This window comes from Gilliamella apicola (genome assembly GCF_003202915.1).
Lineage (GTDB): Bacteria > Pseudomonadota > Gammaproteobacteria > Enterobacterales > Orbaceae > Gilliamella > Gilliamella apicola_Q.
Genome location: NZ_QGLP01000005.1, coordinates 150,865 through 170,566, shown reverse-complemented (window position 1 = coordinate 170,566; position 19,702 = coordinate 150,865). Strand labels below are relative to the sequence as shown.

13 protein-coding genes and 2 tRNA genes are annotated in these 19,702 nt (G+C 32.7%); 8 read left to right on the top strand and 7 right to left on the bottom strand.

The window, feature by feature from the left end; genetic code table 11:
• The 5 genes from artM (at position 1) to DKK79_RS06925 (ending at position 3,579) form a co-directional block, all read left to right on the top strand.
• Entirely contained in the window at positions 1–678 is a 678-nt protein-coding gene (artM, locus tag DKK79_RS06945) for an arginine ABC transporter permease ArtM (RefSeq protein ID WP_110423459.1), read from the top strand.
• A 1-nt stretch (position 679) separates the two neighbouring features.
• Complete coding sequence (uvrC, locus tag DKK79_RS06940) at positions 680–2,515, top strand: excinuclease ABC subunit UvrC (RefSeq protein WP_110424046.1); 1,836 nt, start codon at positions 680–682, stop codon at positions 2,513–2,515.
• A 107-nt stretch (positions 2,516–2,622) separates the two neighbouring features.
• Positions 2,623–3,177 carry a CDP-diacylglycerol--glycerol-3-phosphate 3-phosphatidyltransferase gene (gene pgsA / locus DKK79_RS06935; protein ID WP_065578773.1) on the top strand — a complete coding sequence of 185 codons (555 nt, stop codon included), beginning with the start codon at positions 2,623–2,625 and terminating at the stop codon, positions 3,175–3,177.
• Positions 3,178–3,398: 221 nt separating this feature from the next.
• Positions 3,399–3,486, top strand: a tRNA-Leu gene (locus DKK79_RS06930).
• 17 nt (positions 3,487–3,503) lie between these two features.
• Positions 3,504–3,579 (top strand) — tRNA-Gly (locus DKK79_RS06925).
• A gap of 381 nt (positions 3,580–3,960) precedes the next feature.
• Here the strand turns inward: DKK79_RS06925 and DKK79_RS06920 are convergent.
• Positions 3,961–5,319: an MFS transporter gene (locus tag DKK79_RS06920; RefSeq protein WP_110423458.1), complete on the bottom strand. Its 1,359-nt coding sequence runs from the start codon at positions 5,317–5,319 to the stop codon at positions 3,961–3,963.
• 305 nt (positions 5,320–5,624) lie between these two features.
• Here DKK79_RS06920 and DKK79_RS06915 point away from each other — a divergent pair, with 305 nt between their 5' ends.
• Complete coding sequence (locus tag DKK79_RS06915) at positions 5,625–6,308, top strand: ArsR/SmtB family transcription factor (RefSeq protein WP_146211995.1); 684 nt, start codon at positions 5,625–5,627, stop codon at positions 6,306–6,308.
• Between the two features lie 550 nt (positions 6,309–6,858).
• Here DKK79_RS06915 and DKK79_RS06910 read toward each other — a convergent pair.
• Entirely contained in the window at positions 6,859–7,869 is a 1,011-nt protein-coding gene (locus DKK79_RS06910) for an SDR family oxidoreductase (protein ID WP_086354159.1), read from the bottom strand.
• 202 nt (positions 7,870–8,071) lie between these two features.
• On the opposite strand from DKK79_RS06910, the gene DKK79_RS06905 reads away from it, so the two are divergent.
• Complete coding sequence (locus DKK79_RS06905) at positions 8,072–8,677, top strand: TetR/AcrR family transcriptional regulator (protein ID WP_110423456.1); 606 nt, start codon at positions 8,072–8,074, stop codon at positions 8,675–8,677.
• A gap of 424 nt (positions 8,678–9,101) precedes the next feature.
• On the opposite strand, the gene DKK79_RS06900 is transcribed toward DKK79_RS06905, so the two are convergent.
• From DKK79_RS06900 to DKK79_RS06885, 4 genes are all read right to left on the bottom strand, one after another.
• Positions 9,102–10,859, bottom strand: coding sequence for an ABC transporter ATP-binding protein (locus DKK79_RS06900; protein WP_110423455.1), 1,758 nt, complete (start codon positions 10,857–10,859; stop codon positions 9,102–9,104).
• The gene (locus DKK79_RS06895) at positions 10,859–12,610 is read right to left on the bottom strand and encodes an ABC transporter ATP-binding protein (protein ID WP_110423454.1); all 1,752 of its coding nucleotides are present in this window, start codon (positions 12,608–12,610) and stop codon (positions 10,859–10,861) included. Before DKK79_RS06895 ends, DKK79_RS06900 begins: the two co-directional genes overlap by 1 nt.
• 1,415 nt (positions 12,611–14,025) lie before the next feature.
• Positions 14,026–15,117 carry a hypothetical protein gene (locus DKK79_RS06890; RefSeq protein ID WP_110423453.1) on the bottom strand — a complete coding sequence of 364 codons (1,092 nt, stop codon included), beginning with the start codon at positions 15,115–15,117 and terminating at the stop codon, positions 14,026–14,028.
• A gap of 266 nt (positions 15,118–15,383) precedes the next feature.
• The gene (locus DKK79_RS06885; protein WP_110423452.1) at positions 15,384–15,704 is read right to left on the bottom strand and encodes a carboxymuconolactone decarboxylase family protein; all 321 of its coding nucleotides are present in this window, start codon (positions 15,702–15,704) and stop codon (positions 15,384–15,386) included.
• Between the two features lie 838 nt (positions 15,705–16,542).
• Here DKK79_RS06885 and DKK79_RS06880 point away from each other — a divergent pair.
• Entirely contained in the window at positions 16,543–18,756 is a 2,214-nt protein-coding gene (locus DKK79_RS06880) for a TonB-dependent receptor (protein WP_110423451.1), read from the top strand.
• 48 nt (positions 18,757–18,804) lie between these two features.
• Here the strand turns inward: DKK79_RS06880 and DKK79_RS06875 are convergent, their stop codons facing one another.
• Positions 18,805–19,686, bottom strand: coding sequence for a helix-turn-helix transcriptional regulator (locus tag DKK79_RS06875; protein ID WP_181415257.1), 882 nt, complete (start codon positions 19,684–19,686; stop codon positions 18,805–18,807).
• Between the last annotated feature and the right edge of the window lie 16 nt (positions 19,687–19,702).

Sequence of the window (19,702 nt, the reverse complement as noted above, 5' to 3'; positions counted from 1 at the left end):
ATGTCTGATAATTTTATTTTCTATCTTAAAATCATTCTTCAGGGGCTACCTGATACATTAAGCTTGAGTATTTTTGGAATATTATCGGCTGGTATTTTGGCAATTGTCTTTTCATGTCTTTTATCATTGAATTCTAAGCTGTTAACGAAAACAATTCGGATTTATATTATTATTTTTACCGGCTCACCATTATTAGTGCAGTTATTTTTAATTTATTATGGACCATCACAATTTGGTGAATTTTTAAGCAAGTATCCTGCGTTTTATGATTTTATTTCGTCACCTTGGTTTTGCGCTTATATAGCATTAACCCTTAATAGTGCCGCTTATACCACCCAAATTTTTTACGGTGCATTAAAATCTATACCACAAGGGCAATGGCAAGCATGTAGTGCTTTAGGGATGAATAAAAGACAGACTCTTAAAATTTTGATGCCATATGCATTAAAACGAGCGCTTTCTACTTATTCTAATGAAGTCGTATTTGTGGTTAAAGGAACAGCATTGGCGTCAATGATTCCGGTTATGGATTTAATGGGTTATAGTAATGCACTAAATGGTGAATACTATGACTTCTCAATTTTTGTGGTCGCGGGGCTTATTTACCTCTTGATAAATGGCATTTTAAGCACCATTATGAGGATAATAGAGAAAACAGCCCTCACCTTTGAAAACTAAAATGAGCCAATTTGATTCAACAGCTTTCTTAAAAACAGTCCCACATAAACCAGGTATCTATCAAATGTTTAATGATAAAGATACCATCATCTATGTGGGAAAAGCGAAAGATCTAAACAATCGTTTAAAAAGTTATTTTAATAGTAGTAAAAAAACCATCAAAACGGATCGATTGGTGAGCCATATTCATCGTGTAGAATTTACTATCACCAATACTGAAACCGAAGCACTATTACTTGAACAAACTTATATCAAAAAATATCAACCAAAATACAATGTTTTGCTTAAAGACGATAAAAGCTACCCATTTATCAAATTAAGTAAAGAAAGACATCCACAATTGTCGTTGTATAGAGGGGCAGTTAATCGTAAAAAGGATGAGTTTTTTGGTCCTTATCCTAGTGGTTATGCAGTTAAACAAATTTTAGCTTTATTACAAAAAACCTTTCCGATAAGACAATGTCTAAATAGTACTTATCGAAATCGAACGCGTCCTTGTTTACAGTATCAAATCAAACGCTGTTTAGGCCCATGTGTACCGGGTTTAGTCAGTGATGAAGATTATAATGAACAAGTTAATTACGTTAGGTTGTTTCTTTCCGGACAATCAGACCAAATTTTGCAAAAAATTACTGCAGATATGCAAAAAGCCAGTAGTGAACTTAATTTTGAAAAAGCGGCTGCATTGCGTGATCAGTTACATGCAATTAAACACATTAATGAAAAACAGGCGATATACAATAATAATGATAATTTAGACGTGATTGGCTTCCACTATGAACTTGGTTTAGCTTGTATTTATGTGCTCTTTATTCGAAATGGTCAAACATTCGGGCATCGTTCTTATTTTCCGAAAGTGCCGTCTAATACTGAACTTGAAGAAGTGATCGAGACATTTTTAGGGCAATTTTATCTACAAGGTAATCAAAATAGAAATATTCCGAAGAAAATTCTTCTCAATTTTTCATTATCTGATAAACAAGCAATGGAAGACACTTTATCACTCGTTGCTGAACATCAAGTTAAATTAGTCGATGAGCCTAAAGGTGATAATCTAAAATTACTAAATATCGCGACAGTTAATGCACAAACTGAAGTTAAAAATAAATTACTTGAAAACTCAACCATTAAACAAAGATATGATGCATTAAAAGCCTTTTTGGGCATTGATAAAATCAATAGAATGGAATGTTTTGATATCAGCCATTTTATGGGTAAAAACACCATTGCCTCTTGTGTGGTTTTTGATGATAAAGGCCCGGTTAAATCTGAGTTCCGTCGATATAATATCACCGGTATTACTCCAGGTGATGATTATGCAGCAATGGAACAGGTTCTAACTCGCCGTTATAGCAAGAAAGATCTTCCTGAAGATAAAGTGCCTGATATCATTTTTATTGATGGCGGAAAAGGCCAGCTTAACCAAGCATTAAGAGTTTTTGATAATTTACAAGTAAACTGGGATAAAAATCACCCTATTTTAATTGGTGTCGCCAAAGGTGCTGAACGTAAAGAGGGTTTAGAAACACTTTTCTTTGAAGCGCATGGTAAAGGTTATTATTTAGATTATCACTCCCCTGCTTTACTATTGATCCAACAGATCCGTAATGCGTCACACGATCATGCGATAGTTGGTCAACGGAAGAAAGGCGTTAAGCAGTTAACCGACAGCGCTTTAGAACATATTGAAGGCGTTGGAGGCAAAAGACGCCAAGCATTACTTAAGCATTTTGGTGGGCTTAGAGAGTTAAAAAATGCCAGTATTGATGAAATTGCCCAAGTACAAGGCATTTCAAAATCATTAGCTGAAAAAATTTATCTAAATTTACAGCAATAACACATTGAAAAATTAACATTTTTCAGGCAACATAAGCAAGCAGAAAACCCTGTTTTTTTAATTATCACTAACCATTTGATTAATAAAACAATATGAGCTAATGTCACATGAAAATTAATTTACCTACATTCTTAACGTTATTTCGAGTCATACTGATTCCATTTTTTGTGTTGGCATTCTATCTATTTCCTCATGAATGGTCCGGTTTTTTTTCGGCATTGCTATTTTTAATTGCTGCCGTTACTGATGTTTTTGACGGTTATCTTGCCCGCCGATTAGGCCAAACAACTAAATTTGGTGCATTTTTAGATCCGGTTGCCGATAAAATAATGGTAACAATCGCCTTGGTACTCATTACCCAATATTATCAGGCATGGTGGATTTCTATTCCGGCTATCATCATCGTTTCTCGAGAAATCATTATTTCTGCATTAAGAGAGTGGATGGCTGAAATTGGCAAACGCAATAATGTTGCGGTATCTTCAATTGGCAAAATTAAAACTATTGCCCAAATGACAGCGTTAACTTGGTTACTTTGGCGTCCTTGCGATCTGGTTATATATGCAGGTCTGGCTGCCCTACTTATTGCAACTGTATTAACTTTATTATCTATGTTGCAATATCTTTGGATCGCGCAAAGTGATTTATTAGACGAGGATTAAACATATTTATGGAATATCGCAGATATTATCTGTGTAATCTCTTAATAATCAAGTTAGCTAAATAATTTTGTAAAAATAGACAAAACAGCCTAATTTAACGACTAATCAGTCAAACATTGAGCAATCAAACGATTAATTTGAAATTTTTATTGACTGAAATGATAAGATAGGTAAAATGCACAGCATCCAAAACGCAGTTACCTTTCGGAACTAAGTTTTGAGCCCGGGTGGTGAAATCGGTAGACACAAGGGATTTAAAATCCCTCGGCCTTTTTGGCCGTGCGAGTTCAAGTCTCGCCCCGGGCACCATTTAAAACACTTCTCATGCGGGAATAGCTCAGTTGGTAGAGCGCAACCTTGCCAAGGTTGAGGTCGCGAGTTCGAACCTCGTTTCCCGCTCCACTTAGTTCTTTATAAGAATCAAGCGATATAAAACTAGTTGAAAAAATAGAGATAAAGTTATTTTTCATTCTTCTAAATTTACTCAAATCTATTTAAAGCAATTACCTTTTCAATCTAAAAGAAAAATTATTATGATAGAACCTGTTTAAGTTAACTAGAAGTCAAAGGTTCCCTTATCATACAAACAGCACACAAAAAATACCTGGGCCAATAGCAGTAACATGATATTTCTCAATCTTTCATACTCTGATGGGCTTAGTTATAGATTGTTCTGCAATAAATGAACGAGTAAATACACTTCAAACACTTTTTTGTACAATAATTTATCTTGAATATTATCTATTTGCACAGTCAGCCACATGATAACCGATGAAATTTTAATTATTTTTTCCTAAACAACGAAAAATATGAATAAACAAACATGATAGTAAGTACACCAAGAGTAATACCCCATAATGTTTGATAGTTAGGAATGTTCTCTAAAGGGGAAATATCTATTTCTAACAATACTAAAGAACATGCTGCTCCAATAATAATTCCCCCATTTTGAAAAAGCCTTAACAAGCCACCAATCATTGATTGTTTATCTTTTTTTTGACCCATTGCTATCTGAATTAATGAACTTTGAAACAGTCCGCCACCTAATCCGTAGCACATAGCAGCTATAACATAATTAAAGACTGAAATATTAAAACTAACCAAGAAAAGCAAGGCAAAAGCAGATAACATAAGCGGTAAAGCATAAATTAGTATAATTTTTTTATAATTTGGATTTATTACTTTTTTGACAAACACACTTAAAATAACGCCAATGGGTGAAGCAGTACAAATTAATCCTATTTCGTCAATAGGATAGCTAGTTTCTCTAGTAAATATGATAGGTGATGCTGAAAAAATAATGCCCGCGGTCAGTCCAAAAATCAAACTGCCAATTGAAATGTATCTAATTGACGAAATTGATAATAATTTGACAGGGAAAAAAGGATTGGAGTGTTTTGATTCAATCTTCCAAAAAAATAAAAATATGATCAAAGTAGAAAAACCGATGAAGCTTGTTTCAACCGACGATAGGTTTATATTATTAGAATAAATGAGAGAAACACAACCGACTAACATTATGAAAAATAGTATCATTCCTTTTAAATCGAAAGTCTCTTCATTTACTAAGATTACTGATTTATTTATTCTCAAACAAAAAAGAGATCCCACAATACACAAGGGAACATTAATTAGAAATAAGAATTGCCACCCCCATAATTTTAAAATAATACCGCCAAAAGAAGGTCCTAAAATTGGTCCTAAACTTATCGCCAACATTATGAAAGAATTTAATCTTATTTTCTGTTCACTTGATTGTAAACCAGCCAATCCCAGACAATTTGCTTGCAATAATGCGGCATCTATTCCTTGTCCACATCTTGATAGAATAAGCTGATTAGCAGACTCTGAAAATCCAGCAATCAATGAGGTTATACCAAAAAACAAGAAACCCAGTGTTAAGGCTGTTTTTTGCCCCCAAAAGTCACCAAACCAACCGCTAGGAACTAGAAAAATAATTAGCAATAATAAATATAAAGTAATTGATAATCCGATATATTCTAAAGAAACATCAAAATCGACTGAAAAGGAATTTAACGCTAAGTTTATAATACCAGTATCTAATGTTGATAAGAATAATCCTAAAAAACATATAATATAAATAGAATACATTGGTTTAGTACTATTAACTGCTTGAGTCATTTAAAGGTCTCACCTTACTAAAATTTCGCTTTTAACTGACTACCTACAGAAAAAAGTGAATGCAAAAGTAACCAACCATTAGAATAGAATTTGCAAAAATGAAATATTTTATTTCATAGAGTTTCATGTACTTTCTTTTTGTGTTGGTGAAAATATCCAATTAGTTTATTTACTTTTTAGAAATTATGTTTAAAAAGAAATTTAAACAAATTAGCAAAAAAGCTTATATTAATATGCTTTGCTTAGTTGGTTGCCAATTGAATACTAGCTAAAAATGCCATTGACTTTTTTGGAGATTCTAAAAAGTGAGTAAATTATATTGTGAGGATTTAATACGATTTTCGGATGCTATGTCTGACGTCATTAGAGTTATGATTATTACGGAATTAATGAATGGTAGAGCGCTTTCAGCCTCATGGTTAGCAAATCGACTGAATTTATCACCACAAGCTACTCGTTTTCATTTAAAAAAATTAGAAGATGTTGCACTTATCCATCACAGGACATGTGGTAAACACCGCTACTATGAAATAAAAAATCAAGATACAGCAACGTTTATAGAATCAACGTTTAACATTATTCCGCCAAATGATTGTTTATTTTTATCCAACTCTAAAACTAAAGAAAAATTTAAAGAGGCAAGAACATGTTATAAACACTTAGCTGGCTCATGGTCTGTAGCACTTACCCAATCATTTATTAATAATGAATTTATTGTTATACAAGACAATTTTTTTGTGGTTACTGAAAAAGGTAAAATCTTTTTTAATGAACATAAGTTATTATTTAACACATCTAACACAGCTTGTGTTGGCAAGCGCTGTATAGATTTTACTGAACATCGGGATCATATTGGTGGCACCTTAGGAACTTTAATACTGCAATCAATGCTACAACAAGGATGGTTTAAACAAGAAGATAATAAACGTGAATTAACAATTACCTCAAAAGGAAGAAAAAATTTAAATTTCTTATTAATTGATAAATAGAAAACTTGCAATAAATATTAATTAGTAAAACCGTTAAAAAAATCCTCGATGTTATACTAAAATCCTGATTAACATCAGCTTAAAAAGCGTTATTAGAGTAAATAGAAGTGATAATTTTAGCAACTGACACTCTACTCTAACTCTATTAATCTTCGCAAGTTTCCATTTTAACCATAAACTACTCAATCAATAGCCTGTTTCGATAATGAACTGAAGATAGTTTTAAATATTTATTAATAAACGGCACCCATAAAATCTTAAAGGAAATTGGCAAAAGCATGAGTGTATTAAGGCTTAATTTATCCAACTCAGTTCTGTTGTTGCGTAAAATAAAAATCAAAGCAATAGACAAAAAACTTATGCCAATAAACTGCGTGCAATATAAACTAAAAAATAAAAAAGTACCCATCACTATTTGGTAAGGGTATATTAACCGTGAAGCAATACATACGGTATGTACAAACTGATCCTAATACAATCCCAAAATGGGTAATAGACCATAGATTAACCCACCTGAAATGATATCCGTCATAACGGTACCTAATGATTATTAGGAAATGTAATTATTTTCTTTGTACCAAGTGACAACATCTTTAAACGTTTCATCTAACGGTCTAAATTTACAGCCTAATTCCTTTGCGCTCTTTTCATGACTAAAATGTGTGCGCTTGTATTCATTTCCGATCAACTTCACGGACGAATAACTTAATAAAATAGGTTTACGTGTAAATACGTGATAAATTTCCTGCCCCATTGCAATACCCTTTAATAACCATAAAGGGATACGCTTAGTTGGCATTTTTACACCAGTGCTTTTTTCAAGTAATTTAAAAATATCCTTCATTTCCATATAACGCCCTGCTGCAAGGTACTTTTCACCACTTCTACCTTTTTCTAAAGAAGCAATATGATGTTCTGCAACATCCCTAGCATCAACGACTGAAAAACTTGCAGGTAATATACCTGGCATTTTTCCAGCAACATAATCTAATACTAATTGCCCAGATGAAGTTGGCCCCATATCAAAAGGACCGTACATCCAACCAGGTAATACAATGGTTATAAACATATCAGGATGATTACTTAAAAACTCTTTAACTTTTTCTTCTGCTAAAATTTTGCTTTTATAATAATTATCACTACCTTCTATAGGGCGTCGCATGGTTTCATTAATTAATTCCCCTTTTTTACCACATAAAGTTGCAATGGATGAGGTATATACTGCCTTACGGATTCCTGCTGCATAGGCCGCTTTTAATATTTGTTCTGTACCCTTTACGTTCGTATTAATAAGTTCATCCCAATGCTTACCACCTTTATAATTATCTCTAAAAAAAGCCGCACAATGAAATAATGCATCACATCCTTTTAAATGCGAACTGAAGCCTTTTATATTTAATATATCGCCCTCAATTATCTCAACCAAAGGACTATGAAATTGCTTTTTAGCTTTTTCTACCGACCTTGCCAACACTTTTACTTTAATGTTGCGATCAATCAAAATTCTTACAATACTACTGCCTAATAATCCTGTTGCACCTGTTACAAACACTACGTTCATTGCTAAAATCCTCCATTAAATAGCCCTATTTTGGCATAAAATACCAATCGGTATTCAGATACCTTTTGGTATTTCAACAAACATATGTTATTCTCAACTTTTATAATTGGCAATATTTTTTAGTCATAAATTTATCGTTTTTAAAACGTTTTTTAAAATACGTAAATATTTGGAATCTGTGAAGTAACTAAGTACATAAAGCATGCAAAGGAAAACGAGAACACAACAACAGCAAGAAACCAAAGAAATGTTATTTGCAGCTGCAATAGAACAAATTATGAAATTTGGTTTTGACAAAACAAGTATCAACTCGATAAGTGAAGGAGCTGGTTTCTCAAAAGGTGCTTTCTTCTCAAATTTTAAAAATAAATACGATTTGTTACTACAACTCACAGACAAACTTAAATCAGAAGAAAGATTCAACTTAAAATCAGCGCTTGCTATTAATAATGAAAATAACACCATCTCGATAAATGGATTAAACAGCTATGTTGATCAAATAAAAAACAATACTATTTGTGTTATTTTAGACATAGAAATGCAGCTTATTGCTAGCAGAGATCAAAACTTCAAACAGTACTACGACCAACTGCAACGAGAAAACAATAAATCGCTAGGTGAAATCATATGTTCTGTTTTCAAATCAGAAGGAGTACAACCCTCTTTACCCAATGAATCTTTGGCTCAAATATTTATAGCCCTCACGGAGGGACTGATCTTACAAAATGCCAGCAATCCTGGTGAGCAAATTAAGCATGTACTTTACTCACTAATCGAAAAAGAAAAATATGCTATTAAAACTCTCTAATATAGATACTAAAAGAGTATCGATATTCCGTTGATATTTCTTTAAAGCATGTCATATTAAAATCTTCACTACCATAGTGCCTTCAGTTACTCTGCGAATGGATAAGGTAAACTCACCATCAATTCAATATGCGCATGGAATTTTAGCCGTAGATAGTTTTTTGATCGTTGTGAGCTCTTACCTCGACGTTAATAAAAGAAGGAATACTCGGATAGATATGAAATAAACCAATCTGATCTGAAAAACCATTATCAACAAACAAATAAACGATAAAGACAATGTCCTCTTTTGCATATCAAACTTACCATAAGGAATTTTCTAAAAATTTACTAGCCACTTTCAAAGTCACTGAGCGAATGACTAAGAATATTGCAAAACATTAAGTTGTCTAAACTTCATAAGTTGCAGAAGGTAGCAGATGAGGTTAATTTTGCTGAAGATGCCAAAACTCCTTATAAATCCCATTATGTTGCAATAACTGCTGGTGAGTACCACTTTCCACTATTTCGCCTTTATCAATAACCACAATTTGCTTAGCTCCGATGATAGTTGAAAGTCGATGGGCGATAACTAATACCGTTTTTCCTTGCACGAGTTTATTAATCACCTTTTGCACTGCCAGTTCATTCTGAGTATCGAGTGCAGCAGTTGGCTCATCGAGGATAAGAATAGGCGCGTTTTTTAAAATAGCTCTGGCAATAGAGATACGTTGCCTTTCCCCTCCAGAAAGACTTTTGCCAATATCATTTAGTCGTGTTTGATAACCGTCGCGGAAATTCTGGATAAATTCGTGGCAATTTGCCTGTTTACAAACTTCGATGACTTCCTCATCACTAGCGGATAATTTTGCCATTCTGATATTATTAATAATGGTGTCCTGAAACAAATAGACATCCTGAAATACTACAGAGACTAGACTCATTAACTGACTCTGAGACATATCTCGAATATCAATACCACCAATTTTAATACTGCCTGATTTTACATCAGCAAACCGAAGAATAAGCTTGGTTATTGTAGTCTTACCGCAACCACTGGCACCGACCAAAGCGGTTAATGCATTTTCTGGGATCTGAAGGGATATATCCTTAAGTACATATTTGTCTTGCCCTCGGTACGAAAAGTTAACTCGTTCAAATTCAATATTATAGTGATCAGGTATAATCTCTGCCTTTTTTTCAGGTAATGATGGTGCATTCAACAGTTCCTGCAATTTTTCATACCCTATAACCAATGATTCAAGCATCGATGACATTTGTACAAAATAGTTTAATACATCCGTGGAACGAGCAACGATTAATAACACGCTAGCTAATAAGAGGTAGGAAATGGTTCCAGCATTCACCAAATACGCACCTAACGAGATGATAAGGATCAAACCAATTTGGATCACGATAGTTATAATTAAGTTAGGTTTTTCCCCTTTTTTCGTGCCAATACGCAGTATATTTGCCACATCTGTTGTTACCTTAATAAACTCTGTCATCTTCTCTTCGGTTTGGCCGGTGGATTTCAGTACATCAAGTCCTTGTACAAACTCGACAGCTTCACCTTTTAATTTTGCATTGGCCTCAGCCAGAATACTAAAACCTCTGCGATAGGCTTTCCTACGCCACAGGTAGAGTGGAATTGCCATTGGAAAGACCAAAAGCATCATCAAAGAAAGTTGCCAACTGTAAAATAACAAGGCGATTGCAGCTGATAGTGGTATAACAACGCCGGTAATGATGATATTGAGTAGCATAAATGTAAATACTGCCGCTTCATTTACGCTTTGCATCATAAGGTAATTTATTTCCCCAGATCTAAACTGACTTAAATAATCTAAGGAAATATTACGTAACTTGTTGCCTAATTTTTCCCTTAGTTCGGTAACTGCTAAAGTTGAATAACCATCCGCATCATAGCGTTCACAAAGCACCTTAAAAATAAAGCTACCCACCATTAGAACAATGACAATAATTAAATGAGTAACTGTTGCTGTAACACTTTTGGCTTCTAGCGATGCAAATAAGGGATATAGTAAAACCAACGAAACGCCAAATAGACAAGAGGATATCACAGTATAAATCAGACTGCGGATCAATATTTTCTTTTGCTTACCAGCCGCATTGATTAAGCCAATATATGTTTTCAGCAATGATTTTGTTGTGCGTGTTTGTGTATTAATATACTCTTTCATCACTTTTCTCCATCAGCCAAATTATTGACTGGAATCGACCAATCTTTTGCTTTGTTATACTCTTGCCATAACAATTTATAATCACTTGAATTTTCGATTAAATCATTATGAGTCCCATGAGTTTTAATCATCCCTTTATCCAATAATATTATTTGGTCAGCATTGACAATCGTCGATAAGCGATGGGTTACCATAATGACAGTTTTATTTCTATCAACTAAACGGTTAAAGGCTTTTAATAACAAGGCCTCATTTCGAGCATCAGAAAAAGCCGTCGGTTCATCTAAAATAACGATCGGTCGATTTTGTAAAAAAACTCGGGCAATGGTGATCCTCTGTTTCTGACCACCTGATAATAGCTGCCCTCTTTCTCTTGCCAGAGTGTTATACTGTTTAGGAAGCGTCATAATGAAGTCGTGTATTTCAGCTTTTTTGGCAGCTTCAATGACTTCATCATCAGAGACAGCATTTAATCCATAGCGTATGTTATCTGCGATCGAACATGAGAATAAAAAGTTATCCTGAAAAACAAATGAAATTCTCGACATAAGTTCAGCGTATTCAATATCTTTTATATTAACTCCACCTAAAGTTATCGTTCCAGAGGTTGCATCAAGAAAACGTGGAATAAGATTTGTCAGAGTTGTCTTACCAGAACCAGATGTACCAATAAGAGCAGTAAATGAATTTTCAGGAATATTGATATTGATATTTGATAAAACAGTGCCAGAATTCTGGTAAGAAAACCCAACGTTTTTGAAAATTATCTCATTATTGTCAGGTAATAGCGGGTTGGAAGAAGCTTTTAAAATTGGCAGGTTTTCAACTTCAAATATCCTTTCTATTGCTGCCTTTGACTTTTGTAATATCTGAAACAGACTCATCACCGGATGAACACTTTCTGCTATACCGATCGCCAGCAATAAAAAACAGAACGTCGTAATAAATGAAATTTGGTCATTTAGTTGGGCTAAACTCAATCCAATAACTAATATGATACTCATCGGCATAGCGGAAAAAAGGCTGCGAGCAATTTTTGTAGACAATCGCATAGATTGCAACCAATGAAAGACCACCTGGCTATAGTTTTCCAGTGCTTTTTGATATTGACCAAATGCTCCCTCCCCAGCATCAAATGTTCTTACCGCACTCATTCCCTGAATATATTCAATTATTTTACTGTTGATTTGAATAGTTGCATTGTTATAGCTTTCCTTTAAAAGCTTAGCTTTTTTCATGATAAAACTCAGCAGCAGGAAAGTAACTAAAGTGATGGCAAATACAATGCTTGCAAAGACCCAATTAAAGATAAATAAAACGAGTAAGGTAAAAATTGGTGTAACGAATGCCTCTGCTTTTAAGGGCGGAGCATCAGCTACAAAAGCATGTAATTCTTTAATATCATCAATTAATGTTTTAACAAGATTCCCGTTGCCCATGTTTCTAACCGTTTCAATAGGCAATTGATTGATCTTTTTGATAAGTCTAGTTCGTAATATTTTTTCTAGTTCAAATGCCGCATAGTGATACTTATCGTGAGCATAAGTTCTCAGCGTATAAAAAAGAATGCTCAAAACAAGTAAAGAGACAATCGGCAATCCCGGGAAGACACTGGTATCCAACATCAATTGGTGTAAAACCCAGATCAACATTAGCCAGATACTCAGTTTAAGCACCTGAGCAATTGATGCCAAAAATATAGAATGAGATACTTTATTCTTTACTGGCAGAAATATATCCTTGTGATTCATAATTAAGTGTCTCCTTAGCCTATATCTATCATGCACAAACTAAATAAACTTAATTTTGACTTTAAACTGCTCATATACAAATCCTATTACAATGTTATTCTCATATTGCGGCATATTAATGACCAACTAGTACCTAATCCAAAATTCCGATTTCTGGTTTGTTAGTTAGTGTGTGTGTGTGTTTGTTTGTTTGATTGAAAAGAACAGGACAACCATATATTCCTATCAGTCGAAATTAAGTGTGAAACTCTTGCTGATGTATGTTTGTCAATTCTAAATTATCACCAACTTACCAAAAACAGCATTCTCAAAGTTTTGATTTGTCGCTTTCTATTCAATAATATTCTATTGAATAGCTATTTTTTACTTTTTTAAAAAATGTTATTTATCGCTAGATAGATAACATTGAGTATCAATGATATTGATAACCATTATCAATTGCAGATTTTTATCATATTGAACACTTATTGTCAAACCTATCGATTGCTTGCTTTTTATCTCGCAAAACTTAATTAATGTATTGATATTAAAAGAATTAATTCAAATAACATTTGTATTGAGCCATTTTTTAACGATATACTTTCCCTTTATTATCATAGGTTAAGGTCGTTTTTGGGGCAAAATTGAATTTTTAATTGCAATACTAAATATTTTGATTTTGATCACTTATTTATAAATTTGATTGTCATCTTCAAATCTGTTGATGCAAGACGTTTATCATGAGGCAGGCTTATCAGAAAGCAGTAATCAAAATTAACTGTAAATATTTAAATTGAAACGAACTGTCAACAAGTGTTAAGGATCTGAAAAATTTCGCCCCCCTCCCCCTTGAGATCAGTACTCTATTGGTGTTTGTATGAATATCAGGTGGTTTTATGAAAAGTTTATACTTATCACGGTTTCTTTCGCCTTGCTTATCTATGTTTTAAAGCAGTTTATGCAATAAATTTAATACAATTTAAACAGCATTAAAAAACCGCTTGTTTATGTGGAGTCGTAGTTCTTACATAACTTAGATGTCATAAATACTTATATAATTTGCTTTGTTTACAACTATATAGCAAGCAAAAGAGACAAAAAATAATAAAGTAATACCAACACTCGATATCTTCAAGAATAAGATGGTTAAAAATCTGCTAACATTAGAAAACAAACATCTTTGTAATTTAAGAGAGATTTACTCAGTTCACTCTATACAATGTAGTAGAATTGGTTGTTTTATGTAATCAAAGAACGACATAAGTATTTATTCTTATAATTCACTGTTTTCAAGAATTATTTTGCTCATATACAGCGCTTTACAGATGCGGCTACAACCTTAGCACAAATGAAGTAGATAATTTTTGAATAATGCCAGACCATGCTGAAAATTTTAGATTAATTCATCTTGACTATACTCGCTTAGTTGTTGTAATTCAGAGCTCTTTCGGCCAATGTCCTGTGGTTTGATATAACCATTTTAAAACTCGTTTGGCATAGGAACGATCATTAAGATATGAAAATAGTGTATAAAATAGTAACAGGAGTAAAGGGATAATTTGTGCCCCGGGTATTATCCATAAAAATCTATTCATTATAAAATCAAACTCCTTAATTGGATATATAATCATCAGTAATAATAAAAATACAATTGGGGCAAAAATAGTATAAAAATACCAATTACGTAATAACGTTTTCGCTTTCTGTTTACTTATCCAAATACAATGAGGAATTAAATAGCTTGAACCATCGGTATGATTAATAATCCCTTGTATTTTGTTATTTTCAAATATTAAACTAAGTTTATCTCCTGATGCAATAAACGTCGGATGGCAAAAAGAATAAACAACCGGTATATGATCATTATCTAAAGCAAGTTCATCGAAAAATAGTCGAACACCATTAAAATCAAATAAAATTTTCCTTCGTTGTGATCGATAAATTAATTGGCTATCAATATTAGTCGCAATCCCTTCATATACAGGTAAGTCTGTTGATGAACAATTAAAGGTTTTACGATGTTCTAAAAACGAGGTTTTCATAAAACCAAGATCGCCTTTTTTTAATTTATGATATCGCTGACGTAAAAAAATTTGTTTGGGTAAAACCAAATTTATTAAACGAAATAGCGTTGAACAAATGCACCATATCAAAATTAGAAATAACCCAGCGGCTAAAAATAGCGTTATAAATTGAAGATCCAGCCAAAATCCTATCAAGATCAAAAATGGTAAAATTAATGTAGAAGGATGAGGGATAGCACAATGTAGTTTATTACGAATAGCCAAGTCCCCTTTCCATGAAACCATCCAGTGGAGCCAAAAAGTACCATCATTAAGTGCGTGAGAAGCAATATGGATAATATCGCCTTCATGCAATTTATCTAAGACAGTTATATCGATAAATTGGTTTTTATAAAAAAAATAAACACCCTCATTAGTAATAATACGATAACAATCAGTATGTCCATAGGGAATGCAATCATATCGATAAAATTTAGTAGTAATAAATTGGCAATTATCTTTCATTTTGTGTTCTTAGTTTTTTAGATCGCAATCCACTTATTTGTCGGTTTATCAATGTATCAGCATTGTTTAAATTGTGGCATTACATAATTTCATAGTAAATATTATTTGCTATTTTAATCTTTTATTGCAAATTTAACAGGTCTGTAATAGTGTAAATGGGAGTATTATTCTATACATATCAATCTACACTATCTTTTTTAAAAAATGGATTTAATTATCTTATTCAGATTAATTTTATAATTTCTTTGTTATTCAGTGGTAAAAAGCTAATCTTGCCAAATCTCTTTTGCTAAACGAAACGCAGCCCAAGCTTTAGGCCAACCAACGTAAAATGCTACATGTGTTAAAACTTCTACTATTTCTTGCTTCGTGATGCCGTTATTTTTTGCAGTCTGTAAATGAAATTGTAAAGAACTATCTAAGATACCACTGGCAAGTAATGACGTAACTGTGACTAAACTTCTGTCTCTTGCTGAAAGCTCTTTTTCTCGAGACCAAACCTCGCCAAATAATACATCATCATTAAGTTCAGCAAATTTAGGTGCAAATTCGCCAAATACATCTCTTCCCGCTGTTACTTTGTTCATAATTTTTTCCTTTTATTTTGTGTTACGAAAAAATCAATTTAAAAATCTAACAAATTTGGAGATTTTAATATGATATTGTTCTCTTTCAATCATAATGAATAATTATTTTAATAAAGAAATAACTGAGGAAAACTATTATTATCAATAAATCTTTTCAGTTAATTATAGTTTGTTCATTTTCCTTCTTCAGTCTTTAATCGCCTGATTTCATATTCTGCCTAAATATCAATATCTAATTTCTTGAAAAAATTATGGATTAATTAAGTTATATTTTCGCTATCCATAGTTAGAATTCTCGTCTTTTTATCTTTTTTATCTTTTTATTAACACAAAAAAATTAAAACATTATTTTCAATTATAAGTAAATTGAAAATAACAGTTATCCATATTCCAATCTCCATAAAAAAAGACTAATAAAACACTTGAAATCAAATTAGTTTGTTCTCTAACCAATTTTATCGCAAATTTAAGTAGCAAAATTATTCACTATTCACCATTTATAGTGAATTAAAATCACTCATTTAACAATATTACCTAATACGAATTAATTAAATAATATTTTCAATATCGTTAAATATTTAAAGAGTATCAAATATATTTTCCCTTAAAAATTAATTCATTAATTAAAAAAAAATGAAATTTAAAAAAATTTAGAACTGATACGGTTATTTTAACCCGATATGGGGAGAACTTTTTTAGCAAAACCTTTACTTTATAAATGATAATTATTCTTATTTAAATTTATCTATTGTTGTGAATTAAATGGTATGTAAAAGAGTGTTTATACCTTTATAGAGCATATCAGAATGCTTTTATATGTAGTTTTAGGAAAAATTATATGAGATACAAATTAGCTTTTATTAATAGAGTAACTAATCTCCCCATATCTTCTAAAAAAATTATTATTGATACGCCTTGGCTATTAACCGGTATTTTCTGTTTATCTTTTAGTGCAATGGCAGATACAGTTGACGAAAAAGACGATACTAATCAAGTAGAACAATTAATAGTTACCGCTAGACATGTCAAAGAGTCAGCCAAAGATATTCCATTTACCATTAATATTGCGGATGATAAAAAATTGGTTGACCGTCGCGAAATGACTTTAGAAAAAGCTTTAAATGATACTGTGGGTGTGCAAGTAATTAGTAATATGGGAGCGGCGAAATCGATACGGATGCGTGGCGTAGGTTCGGTATTACCAATGAGTGGCGATGACAGTTCGGTTAGTATTAACGTCGATGGGATGCCACAATCAAGAAGTAATACGACCTTAAATTTACTTGATGTTCAGCGTGTCGAAGTATTAAAAGGTCCACAAGGAACACTATTTGGCCGAAATAGTGAGGCTGGCGCCATCAATGTTATTTCGAAAAAACCAACTAGTTATTTTGAATCAACTTTTAGAACCGAATTTGGACAAGACAATCAAATATTAACGGAAGGTGTCATCAGCGGACCTTTAACCGATCAGTTAAGTGGCCGTTTCGCTGTGCGTTATGATGAAGCAGATAGTATTTTAGAAAATGTTAATGATCATAAACCAGTGAGTATTCTTAGAAATAAAATCGCAAGAGGTTCATTGTTATGGGAAGCTTCAGAACTCACATCTATTTCATTTATTACTGAATTAGAAGATGCAATGGGTATGGATGATATGTATGTTATGCGTCCTTACGGTCACCATCCAAAAATTAACATTCCTAATAGCAGCGATAAGAATGACAAAAATATTTACCGTTTTAATTTTAAAGTTGAACATCAGCTTGATAATAGTATTTTAAGTTCTATTACAAGTTATTCTTACTCTAAAAATGACAATCGAGCACCGATTTACGAAGGTAAATTATATGACCATTTAATAGGTATATCCCCTCCTTCTAATTGGTCGTTTTTAACTAAAGAGAATCTTTTCAATCAAGAATTTAGAATTTCTTCAAAACCTGATGCATCTATATTTTGGGTGGCAGGAGTTAATTATTATACTAATAATCGGCATAGAAATACTTATGATGTTATAGATGTTTTTTATCCTACTAATCCTTTAAATGCAGATATTAAGAGAAGATTTGAGACAGATAACGTGGGTATATTTGGAGAAATTACCTATCCTCTTACCGAAAAACTGAAATTAACAACCGGCATTCGCCAATCTTACGAAAAGAAAAATTATCGAGCAAAATGGTCAGCTAATTCAATTTATACCGACAATGCGCCGGGGATGCAAACTCTAGCATTCGACAAACAAAAGATAACAGATAATTACACTACTGGCCGACTCGGATTAAACTATCTTCTCAACGATAATGCCACGCTTTATGGACTCTATTCTAGAGGTTATAAAACAGGTGGTTTTAATGATGAAGGGACCGACTTTGCCACATTAGGTTATTCAGACCAAGCCTATAAATCAGCTTATACAAACGCTTATGAAATTGGATTAAAAACTGAAAATAATACCGTAGGGTTAAACACCGCATTATTTTATAACGATACAAAACGTGAACATTTAATGGCTTACAATCCAGCAACATTTGTATCTGTGGTTGAAAATTATGATATTCGAAGTTATGGTGTAGAGCTAGATGGTTTTTGGAAAGCACCAGGAAACTTAGACTTTACCGGAAGTATAGGTTACACCAATGCTAAAATAGTCGGCACTCCTAAGCAAAGTTTAGCTCATGTGAAAAAACATAACCAAGTACCGGATACATCGCATTGGAATGCTAACTTAACCATTTTGCACTCTATACCGCTTAATTTAGCTTCAGGAATATCATTGGAAACACAATTAACAGATCGTTATATTGGTTCTCGTAAAGCCGATGTACAAAATAATTTTGGTTTAAAAGCTTATAACAAACTTGATGCTCGAATTGCCGTTAAAACTGAAAATGCTGAATTTTATGTATGGGGCGATAATCTGCTCAATAAATCTTATGATATATGGGGATATTATATTCCTGCCATGTATACGGATGGTCCAGATGCAACCATTGGATCACCTGGTAGAGGTAGAACTTTCGGCGTTGGTTTCATTTATAATTATTAACATGCCGAATATAACAGACTAATATTAGTATTTTTATCTGTGCTGCCATTATTTATCATTATTATATGAATGCTGGCGGCGCATCTCTTTAGGTAACATTCCAAACTGTTTCCTAAATGCTGAGCTGAAATGACTAATATTACTATATCCCAGCATAATAGCCGTTTCCGTAACACTATTTTCGGTTAATAACTGTTTAGCTTTATTCATTCTTTCAAACAAATAATAGGCGTAAATGCTTTTACCAAAAATCTGCCTAAATCCTTTTTTTAACTTGCTATGATTAAGACCAACCTGTTTAGCTAACCAATCAATGGTTGGTGGGTTGGTTAAATCACTGATTAAATAGTCGCGAGCATCATTAAATTGTTTATACTCCCATTGCGTAAATTCTTGACGTCCTAAATGATTATCAAAAGACTTGAAGTACCAATTTAAGTATTTTAATACATGGGCATAGACTAATAATCGATTTGATCGGTTCGTGTTTTGCATCAAGTAGAATAGTTCTCGAGCACAAGATAATACATTGCTATTTTGATGTATGGGATGATGATGCAAGAAAAAATTCACTTTTTTATTCAGACTAGAAAATTGAAAATCCATTTCACCGAGTAAAACATCCAATAATTCTGGTATTATCATAACTTCAATGTTACAAAAATCTTTAGAGTGCTGTAGATGAAAAGTCTCACCATCGGCAAAGCCGAAAGTCAAATCCCCTTTATGAGTAGTAAGTTTTCTATCTTTAACTTGCAGACTCAACTTGCCTTGTAACTGACAATTAAAACATAAACATTTATCACTACTAGGAAATGTTTTACTGATATCGATCGCATCTAGATCATCCGCACTATTCACACATACAGCTAAACCTGGTTGTAACTCAATGTATGAACTGTACTTTTTATTAATGGGTAACTTATCCAAATGTATATATCCTCCA